The organism is Desulfobacterales bacterium, from assembly GCA_034003325.1.
Taxonomy (GTDB): domain Bacteria; phylum Desulfobacterota; class Desulfobacteria; order Desulfobacterales; family JAFDDL01; genus JAVEYW01.
The window spans coordinates 118,146-133,592 of record JAVEYW010000003.1; the positions used below are offsets into that span (position 1 = coordinate 118,146).

Genomic DNA, 15,447 nt, shown 5'->3' on the forward strand with positions numbered 1-15,447 from the left:
GACAGGATGGTGCGTGACACGCCGGTGAATGACATGACGGCGCATGACATGCAGGGGCATGACAAGAGGGTGCGTGACAAGACGGTGCATGGCAACCGGCCGCAACGGACACCTTCTTTTCTACTCTGCTGATTTTGAGCATATGATCACCTCCTTTCTTTTATACGAATACAGTAGATAATGGATCAACCCGATTCTCGTTGCTCAATATATTCATCTCGGCAAGCTGTTCAAGTGTCTGTCGGCAGACGGCGCTAAACGCCTCGGTTGACAATTCCCTTCCATATAACGGATAAAGCTTCCCGATAATATCATCGAGGGATGAAGCGCCATCGCAAAGACAGAGAAAATCTTTCCCGAAATCGTTTATTTCCATCACGTCCAGCTCTTTTCCGGTTTGGCGAAACAGCAGCCATCCCGACGCATCCGGATAACTTTCTCTGAAATCCCCATTCTTTAAATCGGACACAATGGCCGGCATGTTTTTCGTGAACCCGGCAATCACCAGTTGCTCGCAGCGGGACGGCGACCAAGTTTTCGCACCGCTACGATCCACGGTGGCAACGGCTGAAGCCGGGTGATGTTTGGCGGCTTCAATGGCACAGGTTTCATAATTAACCACCTGCCCCAGATGGTTCCACTTTGCAACCGTTGAAACAGCGACCCGGTGAGTTACGAACCCTGTCATATGGGCGAAACAATCCGCCGGCGTCAGCAGCGGCTTTTCTCGCCCTTCCTTTTCGTTGACCCATGCCATCCATTCGAAAAAAAGAGCGGATACGGATCGGTTCAGCGCCAGGGCCGAAAGCAAAAAAGATTTCGGGTAAAGGGTGACCACCAGCGGAAAGAAAGCGGCGATCTGCATCAGCATATCAAGGGACATGGCGCGGGACGGCAAATTATAAAAGCTGCTGAAAATTTCAGGACTCGCGTTAATCATTTGTTCATCTTCAGCGATTCTGCCGCCGTTGTCAAACTCGATACCGAGCGAAAAATAGGTATCAACGCGCCGGACCAGGGTTGAAAGATACCGTTCGTAAAGTCCGGTTCCTGGCAATACCGTGGGCATTTGCATCAGGGGATTGCTGTTTCCCTGAATGCCGGTTTTCAGCGCCAGTATCAAGGTAGCGTCTATGTCTTCTTTTTCTTCTTCCGGGAATCCGACCACAAAACTCAAGGTCGGCACCATTCCCTCATCCGTTGTTTCCCGAACACGCTGATATAGAATGGCCTCATCGATCCGTTTGCCGATAAAGGCCAGCGTTCGGGAGGATCCCGAATCGATGCCGTAGCACATGGACTCACAGCCAGCCGCCTTCATCAGCCGAAGGGTTTGCGCATCCACGGTGTCAAGCCGCGATATGCAGTACCAGGGAAGGTGATTGAGCCTTTCATCGATGACCGTTTGACAAAATGATTCCACAAAGGGCTTGCTGGCGGTGAACTGGTCGTATGCCAGCAAAAAACATTCCGCGCCGTAGGCCTCATGCAAAATGCGCATTTCCATGACCAGGCGCGCCACGTCAAATGTACGCGTGCGCCGGCGCCACAATACCGATTCCGAGCAATAGACACACTGGTGAGGGCATCCCCGCCCGACCTCTAAAATGGCGATGCTTCGGGGAAGTTCGCATGCATTCCGGTATGTTTGAAGCGGCGCCACAAGGCTGTAATCCGGCAGCGGCAGGCTGGATAGGTCGTTGATCAGCGGACGGTCCGGATTCCTTGTTGCTATACCGCGTTGCCGCCAGGTGACGCCTAGTATTTGCGCCTCGCATTCCCCCTTCTCATAAGCCCCGACCAGTTCCGGAAGGGTTTCTTCGCCTTCTCCACGGACCACCGCATCGATCCATGAAAATTGATTCAGCGTTGCCATATCGACAAAAGACGCATTATGACCGCCAATCACAATCTTGGCCTCCGGCTGCTTTGCCTTAATCCTTTTGGCAATTTGAACCACCGAAGGATAGGTGGTACACTGCGCGGAAAAAGCAATGATGCCGGCGCCGTCCGCAAGAATGCGTTCCGCGCATCGATCATATAAGTGCCGATCCATCGCAAGCGCTTTGGTTCGTAAATCCAGCACAAAGTCCTGAATGATCACTTCCCGGCCGCTTGCGTTCAGCGCGGTAGCCAGATTGATCAGTCCAAGCGGGGGCAGGTTATAAATGCCATCAAGAAAAAAAGGTGGAAAAACAAAAGTTGTTTTCATCTAAATCGGCTGCAAGGAACAAGGCAAACGGCTAAGGGCGCGATTGACACCCATGAAATTACCCGGTTTCAAAACAATACGGATTCGGCAGTTTTAAAAAAAACTACCATAAACTCGGTTTTGATGCAAGGGGCGTTCAGCATGGCCCTTAACTGCCAAGCGCCTGCGTTCAAGATCCTACTTTATTTGCAACAGGAATAGCAGGTTAGTCATTTTTTTCCGATTGCTTTTCATCAAACGGGCGTGTATGTTTTTTGACATTTATTCGCCACCCCAACGGACCCATCACCCCGAGCCAATGCTACCGGGCCAACCGACTTGCCGGACCCATATGGATAAGCGAGCTATGACCAGTTATCTATTCTACGATTTAGAAACCACCGGGCTGAACAAGGCATTTGATCAGGTGCTTCAATTTTCCGGCATTCGAACCGATTCGACGTTTAAGGAAATCGACCGGGTGAATCTGGCGATTCGCCTTCGACCGGATGTGATCCCTTCGCCCGGCGCGCTGATCACGCATCGAATCACCATGCATCAATGCCTGAAGGGGGTTCCGGAATATGAGGCCATCGGCCGCATACATCGATTGCTCAATACGCCCGGCACGGTGAGTCTGGGATATAATACCATGGGGTTCGATGATGAATTTCTGCGTTTTTCTTTTCATCGGAACCTATTCCCCCCTTACACCCACCAGTATCAAAACGGATGCCGCCGAATGGACATTCTGCCGGTTGCCATCCTGTTCTATCTTTTTAAAAAAGAGGCGCTTATCTGGCCGGAGGTAAACGGCAAGCCCACCATGAAACTCGAGCACCTCAGCACCGCCAACGATCTGGCATCGGGTCGCGCTCACGATGCGCAAACCGATGTCATCGCTACACTTGCTCTTGCCGGCATATTTTCCCGCCATGAGGAAATGTGGCGCTATTTGGCCGGCTGTTTTCATAAGGCAACGGATAGCGACCGTATTTCCAAGTTACCCGTGGCGCTTCAAAGCGACGGCCTTGATCACCGAATGGGACTTTTGATCGGCAGTGAATTCGGCTTCGAGCTGAACTATCAGACACCCGTGCTCTCTATCGGGAATTCAGTTCCCTATTCGAACCAGACTCTCTGGCTTCGCCTGGATTTACCCGAACTTCAGAACACCACGTTGGACACCTTGACGGAATCGACGTGGGCGATTCGAAAACGGATAGGAGAGCCGCCGATCATCCTTCCCCCGCATGCGCGATTTTTGAGTCTGCTTTCCGAGGACAGAAAAGCGCTGGTACGGCAAAACCTGTCCTGGATCAGCGCCCATCCCGATCTTTTTCGGGAAATAATCACCTACCATCAACATTTCCGGTATCCCGAGATACCGGATTTGGATCCGGATGCCGCCCTGTATCAATTGGGGTTTCTCTCTTCCGCTGAGGCCCGGGTATGCGAGCAATTTCATTTGGCTGCGCCTGCTGAAAAAAAACAAATCATTCCCAAATTCCCCCGAGAGGAAATCAGACAGCTTGCCGCCCGAGTTTTGTTTAGAAATTATCCGCAATCGGCGCCTTCCGCATTCAATCCGGGTTATCAACAGTATATGCTGCGCGTCAATGTGCCGCGTGTCGAAGAGGCGCTTTGTGATTATAAAGGCGGGCGTAAAACCACACCGGTTGAGGCGAAACTTGAAATTGATCGCCTGCAAAGGGAAGACAGTCTGGACGCGGAACAACGCCGTTTGCTGACCGAATTACGGGGATATCTGATACAAACGTTTGGCTGATGCGGTTTCCCGAGGGGCTAAATTCAACATAATGACGCCGGCTGGCCAGCGCAAGTTACTCGTATTTTATATTTATCAGATCCGCATCCGCGTCCATCCAGGCCGGAAAATTCTTTCGATAGTCCAAAAGCTGTTGCCCGGAGAGATTGACCGTATGAACGCAGGGTTCATATCGCAGCAACACAAGTTCGATCCCCACGGGGTCGATCACTACGGAATCGCCGCTGAAATTGACCCCGTGGCCATCTTTTCCCACTCGATTGACCCCGACGACAAAGCACTGGTTTTCGATCGCGCGGGCAACCAATAATTTTTGCCAATGCAGGGATCGTTTTTCCGGCCAATTGGCGACAAAAACGGCAAGGTCATAGGCATTGTCAACATTTCGTGTCCAAGCGGGAAACCGCAAATCATAACAGATAAAAGGTCTTATTTTCCATCCTTTGAGACGAACCGTCAGAAGTGAATTCCCGGCGCTATACACCTTTTCTTCCCCGGCCATTCGAAACAAGTGACGCTTGTCATAGGTAAGCAGCACGCCATCAGGCTTGGCCCAGAGAAGCCGGTTAAAAAATCGATTCTTGTCCCGAATCATCAGGCTGCCGACGATATCAACACTTTTTTTCCTTGATGTTTCGCGAAGCCATCGAACAGCCCTCCCGTCCATTCCCTCAGCGTGTTTGGCCGCAGCCATACTGAAACCGGTTGAAAACATCTCCGGCAGCACAATCAGATCCGTTTCCCGAGAAATCGTCTCCAGCGTTTCATCAAACATGGCCAGGTTTAAAGACGCATCCTCCCAGAAAAGCGCCGTCTGAACCAGCGTCACTTTTAAATCGGATAGATTCATGATTGAATGAGAGTGATTCCATTGTTGGTCCTGAGGTTATACTTCCCGCATTGTCTCGAGATGGTTCCATGCGCTGTGGTTTTTATTGTACCGAACAAGCTGTAACCTACTGATCATTCAATTATTTCAAGAATATAGTTGTTTTTCATCTTGGCAGAAACACCAAAGAGGATGGTACGAATAGCCAAAGCGGTTTTGCCTTTTCTGCCGATAACCTTTCCAACATCTTCTTTGGCTACTCGAAGCTCGAAAATCGTGCTCTGAGTTCCTTTAATCTCATTGACCACCACCTGATCAGGATAATCTACCAGCGCCTTTGCAATCTCGGCAACAAGTTCTTTCATGGAAAGCCCTTTCTGTTTCTACGTCAGTTAGATTCTGCCCGCCGGGCTTATCTACTTTTGATAACCGGCTGGGCCGTTTTTTTGTTATTACCACAAATACATGATTAACTAAAGTTGAGAATTAAGAGACAGTGCCCTTTCTGACAGGTTCGATTGGTGGATTTTGTCAAATTCTGCTTAATATTTCCGCTGCTGCTCTGAGCGTTTCATCCTTTTTTGCAAAGCAGAAACGCAGCACCTTTTGGTCTGATCCGTTATGGCAAAAAACGGAAGTTGGAATTGCCGCTACACCGTGTTCAAGGGTCATGCGCTTGGCAAAGGCGATATCCGGCTCATCGGTAATGTTCGAATAGTCGAGTAGTTGAAAATAGGTACCACGGCAATCAATGGGCCGAAAGCGAGATGATTCGATCAGGCTGAGGAAAAAATCCCGTTTTGCCTGGTAAAAACCGGCCAGGGGCGAATACGTGCCGGGATTACGCATGAACTCGGCATAGGCATGTTGCACGGGCGTACTCGTTGCGAAATTAACAAACTGATGGATTTTTTGAAATTCCCTGGTAAGCGACGGTGGCGCAAGACAATATCCGACTTTCCATCCGGTCGTATGATAGGTTTTACCAAACGAGCTGATGACAAAGCTTCTCTCGGCCAGTTCCGGATAACACGCCATGCTTTCATGTTGAATATCATCAAAAATGATATGCTCATAGACCTCATCACTGACGATCAGCACACCTGTTTTACTGACAAGCCCTATCAATTCAGAGATATCTTCAGCGGACAGCACTGCGCCGGTCGGGTTATGCGGCGAGTTAAGGATAATCAGTCGCGTCCTGGCCGTAATCGCTCTTCGAACTTCACGCCAATCAATGTGATAGGATGGATGGTGCAATGGTACAAACACGGGAATCCCACCGCTCAATCGAACGACCGGCACATAGGCGTCGTAGGCCGGTTCAAACATCACCACCTCATCGCCCGGTTTCACGACTGAAGTAATCGCGCAAAACAGCGCTTCGGTCGCACCCGAAGTCACCGTCATTTCAGTGATCGGGTCGTAAGTCGCACGGTATAACTGCTTAACCTTGTCGGCAATGGCTTCTCGTAGGGGTAAAATTCCCTGCATCGGCGCATATTGGTTATGCCCGGCGCGCATATGCCGGTCCACCAGTGCCACCAGTTCAGGGGAAACATCAAAGTCTGGAAATCCCTGGGAGAGATTAATGGCGTTATTTTCGTTGGAAAGCGCCGTCATTACAGCAAAAATAGTGACGCCCACATCAGGCAACTTGGAGTCTATCTCCATATGGCTACACCCCCCTCTTCTCGTATTATTTGAATAGCGCTGTATCAAAAGAAGATTCTGTACGTCCGGCAAGGGTTTTCAAAAGGGGCCATCATATACAAGGCGTTATTATTGGTGGGGGTCGAGCGAAAGAACTCAGCTGTTCCATTCATCGCGGAAAGATTGCCCGCCCAAGAGCAAGCCGATAGCTCCGGACAGTCGGCAAAAAAAATGTCAATTTTTGATAAACCCACTGATAATCACCAATATTCCGCCCACGATCAGCAGCAGGACATAGAGCGGTGAAGCGGCGATATAATCAGCCGCGCGATCCATACCCAGCCAGGAGAGTTTATCGATCCATTCGAGATGTTCGGGGTTTACAACATCATAAAGGCACAGGCTTTTCCATTGCCCCTCTTGCCCCGTTAAACTGGATAGCGCCTGAAAACCCAACAGCAGCAAGCCCGCAATACAAAACAAACCCCCGGTGATTGACCATTTCGACATGTTGCACACTCCTCTGGGCCATTAATGTGCCACCCTATTTAACCGTTCAAAAACAGACGGGAATATAACCTACTTTTTTTCAGATGTCGATGTTAACGCTAAAAAATCTTGCGAATATTTTGAAAGAGATCGATGCGTTTTCAGAAGATCATCGTGGCAATGGATGGTGAGAACGCATGAAAAATGCAGACTGGAAAATACGGAAACAGTGCCCGTTTTCTTTATGCGGAAAACGGGGCACTGCATCGATTTAAGAGAAACGACCAATTCAACACGTATGCCAAATTATATCAGACAGTTTTGATTAGACTGACTAATTTCCCTCTTTGGGATGGCATTCAATACAACCGGTTGGCCCGGTTTTAGGCAACTCGGCGGTCAACTGGGTCTTCGAAAGTTCAAGCGCTTTATTTTCTTGCTTAATCTGTTTGTGACAGCCGATACATAGCTCATGATAGGCTTTTTTATAATATTTCAAAGCCAGTTTGTCAGGTGAAGTATCTGCGTCGGCCGTTTGCGGCGTTTTAAGCTGGTCATGACATCCCGATGTTGTGCAGTTCTGAACCGTCTCTTTTCCAGTCCATGTATGGTGGCAACGCTGGCAGGCATAGCTGAAATGAGTGCCATGAGGAAATTCAACCGATGCCCTGAGCTGCTCAGCCCCACTGAGCGGCTCAAGCGTCAGGACCTGCATCGGAATACACAATTCATCCAATTCCTCGGAAACCGCAACTGAAAAACATACAGCCGTCGACAAAACTACGCACAGAACCACCAAACCTATGCTACGCATCCTCTTCCTCCTAAATTAAAGCTTAAGTTCCCATATATTATCATTGGCTCCAAGGCGGTTTCTATAGTATGTCTTTAAAAAACTTTCAATCATAAATTCATCCGCGGCTTGTTTTTTCAATTTATCGAACTTTTAGCGGCCAATGCCGGATACTTGACATCGCGCTTGCAGGAATGATCGGCTCCGCTTATACTTGGGAAAATGTCTTTTATTCAATTTCAAACAAAAGGAGGATCTGTTCATGAATATGTTTCGAATTACATTCATAGCGATTGGCATCTTTTTGTTCGCCCCTCAGTATTGCCATGCCGAATGGGGTGATATCATCACTCAAACCAAGGACCAGGTGCTGAAAGGTTCTCTTGGGGGCGCCGGCGGCTCCCTGAGCGATTCCGATATTATTCAGGGGCTGAAGGAAGCTTTGAATATCGGTACAGAAAACGCGGTCGGTACGTTATCCCAATCGGATGGTTTTTTGTCAAACCGGGACGTCAAAATATTACTGCCCGATTCCGTAAAAAAGGCGGAAGGCCTGCTTAGAGCGGCCGGATATGGCCAAACAGTAGATAACTTTGAACTCAGCATGAACAGGGCTGCGGAAAAAGCCGTCCCCGAAGCCACCGGCATTTTTAAGAACGCCATTCTGCAAATGAGTTTTGAGGATGCGAACAAAATATTAAATGGGCGCGATAACGAAGCCACTTTGTTTTTTAAAGAAAAAACCTCGGATGATCTCACCGGGCTCTTTAAACCGATCGTTCATAACGCCATGAACGAAGTGGGCGTCACCAAAAACTTTCAGGACATGAGCCAAAAGCTTGAGATGATACCCATGGCAAGCAGCCTGAACCTTGATCTGGACAGCTATGTCACCGATAAAACATTGGATGGCCTTTTTTTCATGATCGCCCAAGAGGAAAAAAAGATTCGGGAAAACCCGACTGCCAGAGTCACCGATATTCTTAAAAAAGTTTTCGCCAAATAAACATCAAGACTTTTAATGTTGACCAACCTGCCGAGATGACCTAATTAAACAAGTTTTATGACGGCAAGGGGGCATGGTCAACCATGTTACGTCAGTGCGCCGGGGGAGGTCGCGATGTTCCGGGTGAATTGATGCGCCATCGTGTCGTTATTGCTTAGGCCGATGAACAACAGATGAAAAAAGGAAGGATGCAAGGAGCACACCATGAGTAAAACTTATAACATCGCCGTTATTCCGGGCGACGGGACAGGGCCTGAAGTGGTTGCCGAAGGGAAAAAAGCGCTCCAGACGGCTGCAAGCAAGTATGACTTCAAATTGGAAATGACTGATTTTGACTTCGGTGGAGATCGCTATATCCGCACCGGTGAAATTCTTCCGTCCTCGGCCATTGAGGACTTGAAACAATTTGATGCGATCTTCCTCGGCGCTATCGGTCATCCGGAAGTTAAGCCCGGCATTCTCGAAAAGGGTATTTTGTTAACCCTCCGTTTCGGGCTGGATCAATATATCAATTTGCGACCGGTCCGGCTTTATCCGGGCGTTGAAACGCCATTGAAAAACAAAACACCGGAACATATCGACTATGTGGTCGTCCGGGAAAATACCGGTGGCATTTATACCGGAACCGGCGGCATTTCCATGAAGGGAACGCCCCATGAAGTAGCCGTTCAAAGCATGGTTTATAATCGATTTCAGGTGGAACGATGCCTTCGCTATGCCTTTGAATATGCGCAAAAGCATGGCAAGAAAGCACGCGGCAAGGGGGACGCCAACACGCTCGCGCTCGTTGGAAAAACCAATGTTCTTACCTTTGTATTCGACCTTTGGGACCGGGTGTTTCACGAGGTGGGTGCCGCCGATTACCCGGATGTTAAACGGGAATACTATCATGTGGACGCTACCTGTATGTATATGGTCAAAAGCCCCGAGTGGTTCGATGTGTTGGTGACCAGCAATATGTTCGGCGACATCATCACGGATCTCGGTGCGGAAACGCAAGGCGGCATGGGTATCGCCGCGGGCGGAAATATCAATCCGAGTGGTGTCAGCATGTTTGAGCCTATCGGCGGCTCGGCGCCCAAGTATACGGGGCAGAACATCATTAACCCCCTGGCGGCCATCTGTGCCGGTGCCATGATGCTGGAAACCCTCGGCGAAGATGAAGCCGCCAACGCCATCGAGGCCGCGGTAAGGAATGTTACCGCTACCAAGATACAAAGCCTGAGTGCCGGTCGTATGGGGCATACCACCACCCAAGTAGGCGATCTCGTGGCTGAGCGAATATAGCGTCCAGTGATTAAAATCAGATAATATTTACCCATTGCGATATGGTAACCATGAAAACGGTTCACCGAATATTTTTTCAAAACGCCAAGAAAATGGCGGCGCTGTCAAACGAAAGCGTCGCCCTGATGGTCACTTCTCCCCCATACCCGATGATCGCTATGTGGGATGAGTTATTTGTTCAAATGGATCGTTCCATTAAAAAGGCGCTTCGGGACGGTGAGGCGATGACGGCCTTTGAACTGATACATCACTGTCTTGATCCCGTATGGCGCGAAGTATACCGGGTACTGGTTCCCGGCGGCATCGCCTGTATCAATATCGGGGATGCCACCCGAACCATCGCGGGTAATTTCGGGCTTTACCCGAACCATGCGCGCATTCTGAGCGCTCTGGTCACCATCGGATTTTCTCCGTTGCCGGAAATTCTCTGGCGCAAACAAACCAATGCGCCCAATAAATTCATGGGCTCGGGCATGCTGCCGCCCGGCGCTTATGTGACTTTGGAGCACGAGCATATTCTCATCTTGAGAAAAGGCGCAAAACGGGAATTTGCCACCCCGGAGGAAAAACGAAACCGTCAGGAAAGCGCGTTTTTCTGGGAAGAGCGCAACCAATGGTTCTCAGATGTTTGGATGGATTTAAAAGGAACAACCCAGCGGCTGATCGATAATGACGCCCGTCAACGCAGCGCGGCCTATCCCTTTGAATTGCCGTACCGGCTGATCAACATGTTCTCTGTCAAGGGGGATTTGGTGTTGGATCCTTTTCTCGGAACCGGCGCCACCATGGCTGCGGCCATTGCGGCCGGGCGGGACAGCGTCGGGTTCGAATTATCTTCCGAGTTTCTCACCGTCATTCACAATCGAATTGACACCATCGTACAATTCGCCAATGAACGGATTAAAGAAAGACTTGCCGCGCATGTTGAATTTGTGAAAGAAAGAGTGCGAACAAACGGCCCGTTGAAGCATCGAAATGAATATTACGGCTTTCCCGTGGTCACTAGCCAGGAAGCCCGTTTGATCATCAACGCGCTGCAGAAAGCCGAAAAGATCAATGACACGACGATTTCCATCGATTATGGGAAAAACCCTCAACCCGACTTTATACTGAAATGGGAAGAGCCTCCGGAAACCGGCGCCGGGCCGGGCAGACCAAGCGGAAAAAAGAAAGCAGTTCCTGAAAAACCTTCACAGCAGCAGCTGTTTGGTTTTTAATTCAAAACGGATCACACCGATTCATCTTCTCCCCACCAGATATATCAGGTAGCCGGCGTAGCAGGCCAGTAACACCAATCCATTTACACGGGTAAGGGTATAAGTCCGTCTCATCATCACCCACGGTAGAAAACTGATGAACATCATCACGAAATAATCCATCATCAAGCCGCTTTTTAAAAACCCGCCTGGAATCAATATGGGCCGAAAAATGGCGGCGCCGCCGATGACGGAAAGAATGTTAAACACATTGCTGCCCACTAAATTTCCAAGGCTGATATCCATTTGCCTTCGAACGGCGGCAACCACGGAGGTAGCCAGCTCCGGCAGGGACGTGCCGAAGGCAACGATCGTAAGACCGATCAGCTTTTCGCTGAGCCCCAAGGTTGTCATAATGTTAACGGCCGCATTCACCACTATCTGAGCGCCTCCAATCACGCCGGCAATACCGATCAGAATCCATAAAATCTGACGGGATCGTTTTTTAACAATGGAAATTTCTTCTCTTTCCAAAATCACCGCCGTTTTCTCGTCTCCGACGCCTAAATCAACCTTTTCCTTAACCAGCACATAGTTGTAAAAGATGTAGAAAATAACACCGCCGAAAAGACTTGCCCCCTCCCACCTGCCGATAACGGAATTGGCTGTTACGACCAGCAGATAAACGGACACACCCATCATAATGGGAATATCGCGCTGAAGGATAGAGGGGTGGCATGAGATGGGATGAAACACAGTGGCGGTACCCAGCACCAGAGCAATGTTACAAATATTACTGCCCACCACATTTCCGACGGCAATCATGCTCTTGCCCTCAATAGCGGCAACAATGCTCACCACCAACTCCGGCGCAGAAGTACCGAACGCCACCACGGTCAACCCGATCACGACGGGACGAATACCGAGACTGCTTGCCAGATTGGAGGCGCCTTTAACCAGCCATTCCGCACCGTAGTATAATAAGGAGAACCCCATCAAGCACCACGCAATATTCGCGCCCATTGCTCTCTCTCTTTCCTGACTGGTCTCGCCGTCAACCGCGCGTGTGGGTGTTATATGGAACGATATTCTGTCGTTTCAATGGGCATACGCGGGAATAAGTAATTGTTACAACACATCAGCAGTCCTTGTACAAAATCATGTCTTTAAGAAACCAGGAAATAAAAAATGGGCTCGGCATTATCCGTAACCCATTGTTTTATTTGGTGCCTAGGACGAGAATCGAACTCGTACAGTCACAAGGACCGAGGGATTTTAAGTCCCTTGCGTCTACCTATTCCGCCACCCAGGCATTTATCGCCGACTCTTGTTTTGTGCCGTTTCTGATACCCCAAATCTCATTGGATTGCAAGGGGAAATGCCCAGAAAGCCATATTACTGAGCACATGGCCATGGACCTTTTCCGCCCCTTGGGCCAAGAGCAACAGACGCACAGGCCAAGGCATAAAACCCTCGTCAAAGAGCGCCGGAGGTGATAACCGCCACGCTGAAAAGATTTGTATGGATTGGTGAACTATGGTACGAGATTTCATTTGTTAAAATTATTTCGAATTCGATACCCGACGCCGTATTGTTTTGCCTTCAATTAAAGTTGATTGATTCGCATGGAATTAAAAAATTCGCAGATTCAACAACCGATATATTCCGTTTCAAAGCTTACTAAAGAAATTAAAGCAATACTTGAGAACAAATTCCCATTCATTTGGATTTCCGGCGAAATATCAAATCTAAGCATCCCTGCTTCCGGCCACTGCTATTTTACGCTAAAGGATAAAAACGCCCAGATCAGCGCCGTTATGTTTCGTGGTCAAAACCGTCAATTGAAATTCGAAATTGTCGACGGAATGCAAATGGTCGGGTTGGGAAGAATTAGCGTGTATGAACCCCGGGGAAGCTATCAGTTGATATTCGAGTTTCTCGAACCCAAGGGGGTGGGCGCGTTACAATTTGCCTTTGAACAGTTAAAAACGCGACTGGCGGATGAGGGGTTGTTTGATGCGGCGCATAAAAAGCCCCTACCCTTTCTCCCGAAAAAAATCGTTTTAATCACTTCCCCTTCCGGTGCCGTGGTTCATGACATGGTTCAGGTATTGAATCGTCGCTTTCCGGGCATGGATCTTTTAATTTTACCGGTGAAGGTGCAAGGGGAAGGCGCGGCCGAAGATGTGGTGGCCGCGATTCGGTTACTAAATGTTATAGAGCACGTGGATCTGGCAATATTGGCGCGGGGGGGAGGGTCGATAGAAGATCTTCAAGCGTTCAATCATGAGTCTGTCGCGCGCGCCATTTATGAGGCGGATATTCCCATCGTATCGGCAATCGGTCATGAAACGGATTTTACGATAGCCGATTTTGTTGCAGATTTGCGTGCCCCGACGCCGTCTGCCGCCGCTGAACTGGTTGTCCCGCTCAAATACGACTTGGTCCGACGGGTGGAAATGCTCTCGCAACGGCTTCGCTTGTATTTCCATCAGGACATTGACCGAAAACGATTCCGAGTCGTCCAATTGGAGCGACGGCTGATTGATCCGCGCAAAAAGTATCAGGATTTTCTGCTTCGTCTTGATGAGTTGGTGGGCCGTTTGATCCGGAGCATTCAAGGCTCACAGACGTTATCCCGAGAGCGTCTCGCCCGGCGCACTGAACGACTCGGCGCCAATAACCCCGCCGTACGAATCGAACGATTTTATGATCAGTTGCGGCAAATCAACGGCAAGCTGTTTGTATCGCATCGATTCAATTATAATGAAAAACAAAGAGTGCTTCGGGAACTGATGGCAAAGCTGCATGCTTTAAGTCCGCTAGCAGTGCTCTCTCGCGGGTACAGCATCACGCGAACCGTGCCGGGTGAGGATATCGTAAAGGACGCAAGACAGGTTGTCAGCGGACAGGAATTGGAAATTTTAATTCAAAAAGGATCTCTTCGGGTTAGTGTGTTAACGCCGGTGCCAAGCGTTAACGATATTCAATAAATATTGCCCTATATGACCATAACGCCGAATAAGGAATCCCTCATGGCCATTCAATCATTTGAAACCGCTTTAGTAAAACTTGAAAAAATTGTGGAGGAAATGGAGTCCGGGGAATTGCCGCTTGAAAAATCCTTAAAAAAATTCGAAGAAGGGGTGGCACTGTCAAGATTTTGCACCGAAAAGTTGGATGAATATGAAAAAAAAATCTCGCTCTTGCTAAAGGATTCAAACGGCCATATGAAGGAGCAACGCATTGATGCCGAGTTCGATGGATAACTATTTGAAATGAGGTTCGGAATGTTTGACCTAACGGCCTATCTGTCTGAAAAACGGAAGGGGATTAATCATGCACTTGATGAAATTTTAGATAAGTCCACTTTTTCGGGACGATTATCCGATGCCATGAAATATGCAGTGACGGCGGGCGGAAAACGACTTCGACCCATTTTATGCGTTGCGGCCGCCGAAGCGGTTGGTGACACCGATTCGGGGGCCCTACTCCGAGCCGCTTGTGCATTAGAGCTTATCCATACCTACTCGCTTATTCATGATGATCTGCCGGCAATGGATAATGATGTGCTCAGGCGGGGAAAACCGACTTGCCACATTGAATTTGATGCGGCTACGGCCATTTTGGCCGGCGATGCGCTGTTGACCCTGTCATTTGAAGTGTTGACCACTGCCTATATCCCGGAAACCACCCCTCTGGAAACGTGGCTTTTTATAATTCAAAGCATTGCCGGAGCGGCCGGACCAAGGGGGATGGTGGAAGGGCAAATGCGGGACGTCGCAGCCGAGGGGCGCCTAATAGCCGTCGATGAGCTGGAGGCGATTCATCGTTTAAAGACCGGTGCGTTGATCACTGCATCTGTAATTGCCGGCGCGGCAATTGCGGGCGCCACTCCGGCTCAAACTGAACAGTTACAAACCTATGCGCAAAACATCGGTATTGCCTTTCAAGTGACCGATGATATTTTAAATGTGGAAGGCGACATGCTTCTAATGGGCAAGTCGGTGGGAACCGACCAGGCCCATCGCAAAAACACCTTTCCGTCCATCTGCGGTATGGCCGCCTCAAAGAAAAAGGTGAGCGTACTGGTGGACAATGCCTTGCAAGCGCTTTCCATTTTTGATAGCAGGGCTGAACCGCTTCGCGCGATTGCAACTTATATTATTGACAGAAAAAGGTAAACGACGTCTCGAAGGTGGTTCGTTTCATTA

At 49.3% G+C, this 15,447-nt stretch carries 14 protein-coding genes and 1 tRNA gene; 7 read left to right on the plus strand and 8 right to left on the minus strand.

Features of this window, described 5'->3' with window-relative positions:
* Window positions 1–160 precede the first annotated feature (160 nt).
* Window positions 161–2,212 carry a radical SAM protein gene (locus tag RBT11_04195; protein MDX9785948.1) on the minus strand — a complete coding sequence of 684 codons (2,052 nt, stop codon included), beginning with the start codon at window positions 2,210–2,212 and terminating at the stop codon, window positions 161–163.
* Between the two features lie 346 nt (window positions 2,213–2,558).
* On the opposite strand from RBT11_04195, the gene RBT11_04200 reads away from it, so the two are divergent.
* Window positions 2,559–3,980, plus strand: coding sequence for an exonuclease domain-containing protein (locus RBT11_04200; protein MDX9785949.1), 1,422 nt, complete (start codon window positions 2,559–2,561; stop codon window positions 3,978–3,980).
* 55 nt (window positions 3,981–4,035) lie between these two features.
* On the opposite strand, the gene RBT11_04205 is transcribed toward RBT11_04200, so the two are convergent.
* From RBT11_04205 to RBT11_04225, 5 genes are all read right to left on the minus strand, one after another.
* Window positions 4,036–4,830, minus strand: a complete 795-nt coding sequence (locus tag RBT11_04205) for an amidohydrolase (protein MDX9785950.1) — start codon at window positions 4,828–4,830, stop codon at window positions 4,036–4,038.
* A gap of 113 nt (window positions 4,831–4,943) precedes the next feature.
* Entirely contained in the window at window positions 4,944–5,174 is a 231-nt protein-coding gene (locus RBT11_04210) for a KH domain-containing protein (GenBank protein ID MDX9785951.1), read from the minus strand.
* Between the two features lie 166 nt (window positions 5,175–5,340).
* Window positions 5,341–6,483, minus strand: a complete 1,143-nt coding sequence (locus RBT11_04215; GenBank protein MDX9785952.1) for a methionine aminotransferase — start codon at window positions 6,481–6,483, stop codon at window positions 5,341–5,343.
* 213 nt (window positions 6,484–6,696) lie between these two features.
* Window positions 6,697–6,972 carry a hypothetical protein gene (locus tag RBT11_04220; GenBank protein ID MDX9785953.1) on the minus strand — a complete coding sequence of 92 codons (276 nt, stop codon included), beginning with the start codon at window positions 6,970–6,972 and terminating at the stop codon, window positions 6,697–6,699.
* A gap of 313 nt (window positions 6,973–7,285) precedes the next feature.
* Window positions 7,286–7,765, minus strand: a complete 480-nt coding sequence (locus RBT11_04225; GenBank protein ID MDX9785954.1) for a cytochrome c3 family protein — start codon at window positions 7,763–7,765, stop codon at window positions 7,286–7,288.
* 241 nt (window positions 7,766–8,006) lie between these two features.
* On the opposite strand from RBT11_04225, the gene RBT11_04230 reads away from it, so the two are divergent.
* The 3 genes from RBT11_04230 to RBT11_04240 all read left to right on the plus strand — a co-directional run bounded on the left by RBT11_04230 (window position 8,007) and on the right by RBT11_04240 (window position 11,254).
* Window positions 8,007–8,750, plus strand: a complete 744-nt coding sequence (locus RBT11_04230; protein MDX9785955.1) for a DUF4197 domain-containing protein — start codon at window positions 8,007–8,009, stop codon at window positions 8,748–8,750.
* 204 nt (window positions 8,751–8,954) lie between these two features.
* Entirely contained in the window at window positions 8,955–10,037 is a 1,083-nt protein-coding gene (locus RBT11_04235) for a 3-isopropylmalate dehydrogenase (protein MDX9785956.1), read from the plus strand.
* Window positions 10,038–10,087: 50 nt separating this feature from the next.
* The gene (locus RBT11_04240; GenBank protein MDX9785957.1) at window positions 10,088–11,254 is read left to right on the plus strand and encodes a site-specific DNA-methyltransferase; all 1,167 of its coding nucleotides are present in this window, start codon (window positions 10,088–10,090) and stop codon (window positions 11,252–11,254) included.
* Window positions 11,255–11,275: 21 nt separating this feature from the next.
* On the opposite strand, the gene RBT11_04245 is transcribed toward RBT11_04240, so the two are convergent.
* Complete coding sequence (locus RBT11_04245) at window positions 11,276–12,256, minus strand: calcium/sodium antiporter (GenBank protein MDX9785958.1); 981 nt, start codon at window positions 12,254–12,256, stop codon at window positions 11,276–11,278.
* A gap of 201 nt (window positions 12,257–12,457) precedes the next feature.
* A tRNA-Leu gene (locus RBT11_04250) sits at window positions 12,458–12,545 on the minus strand.
* Window positions 12,546–12,858: 313 nt separating this feature from the next.
* On the opposite strand from RBT11_04250, the gene xseA reads away from it, so the two are divergent.
* The 3 genes from xseA to RBT11_04265 are packed head-to-tail and all read left to right on the plus strand — an operon-like array spanning window position 12,859 to window position 15,417.
* Window positions 12,859–14,226, plus strand: a complete 1,368-nt coding sequence (xseA, locus tag RBT11_04255; GenBank protein ID MDX9785959.1) for an exodeoxyribonuclease VII large subunit — start codon at window positions 12,859–12,861, stop codon at window positions 14,224–14,226.
* Between the two features lie 42 nt (window positions 14,227–14,268).
* Window positions 14,269–14,502, plus strand: a complete 234-nt coding sequence (gene xseB / locus RBT11_04260) for an exodeoxyribonuclease VII small subunit (GenBank protein MDX9785960.1) — start codon at window positions 14,269–14,271, stop codon at window positions 14,500–14,502.
* A gap of 21 nt (window positions 14,503–14,523) precedes the next feature.
* Window positions 14,524–15,417, plus strand: coding sequence for a polyprenyl synthetase family protein (locus tag RBT11_04265; GenBank protein ID MDX9785961.1), 894 nt, complete (start codon window positions 14,524–14,526; stop codon window positions 15,415–15,417).
* Window positions 15,418–15,447 lie beyond the last annotated feature (30 nt).

Coding starts and splice junctions, on each gene's coding strand:
- RBT11_04230 (MDX9785955.1), top strand. CDS start 8,007: ATGAATATGTTTCGAATTACATTCATAGCGATTGGCATCTTTTTGTTC.
- RBT11_04235 (MDX9785956.1), top strand. CDS start 8,955: ATGAGTAAAACTTATAACATCGCCGTTATTCCGGGCGACGGGACAGGG.
- xseB (MDX9785960.1), top strand. CDS start 14,269: ATGGCCATTCAATCATTTGAAACCGCTTTAGTAAAACTTGAAAAAATT.
- RBT11_04205 (MDX9785950.1), bottom strand. CDS start 4,830: ATGAATCTATCCGATTTAAAAGTGACGCTGGTTCAGACGGCGCTTTTC.
- RBT11_04220 (MDX9785953.1), bottom strand. CDS start 6,972: ATGTCGAAATGGTCAATCACCGGGGGTTTGTTTTGTATTGCGGGCTTG.
- RBT11_04225 (MDX9785954.1), bottom strand. CDS start 7,765: ATGCGTAGCATAGGTTTGGTGGTTCTGTGCGTAGTTTTGTCGACGGCT.
- RBT11_04195 (MDX9785948.1), bottom strand. CDS start 2,212: ATGAAAACAACTTTTGTTTTTCCACCTTTTTTTCTTGATGGCATTTAT.
- RBT11_04240 (MDX9785957.1), top strand. CDS start 10,088: ATGAAAACGGTTCACCGAATATTTTTTCAAAACGCCAAGAAAATGGCG.
- RBT11_04265 (MDX9785961.1), top strand. CDS start 14,524: ATGTTTGACCTAACGGCCTATCTGTCTGAAAAACGGAAGGGGATTAAT.
- RBT11_04210 (MDX9785951.1), bottom strand. CDS start 5,174: ATGAAAGAACTTGTTGCCGAGATTGCAAAGGCGCTGGTAGATTATCCT.
- xseA (MDX9785959.1), top strand. CDS start 12,859: ATGGAATTAAAAAATTCGCAGATTCAACAACCGATATATTCCGTTTCA.
- RBT11_04245 (MDX9785958.1), bottom strand. CDS start 12,256: ATGGGCGCGAATATTGCGTGGTGCTTGATGGGGTTCTCCTTATTATAC.
- RBT11_04200 (MDX9785949.1), top strand. CDS start 2,559: ATGACCAGTTATCTATTCTACGATTTAGAAACCACCGGGCTGAACAAG.
- RBT11_04215 (MDX9785952.1), bottom strand. CDS start 6,483: ATGGAGATAGACTCCAAGTTGCCTGATGTGGGCGTCACTATTTTTGCT.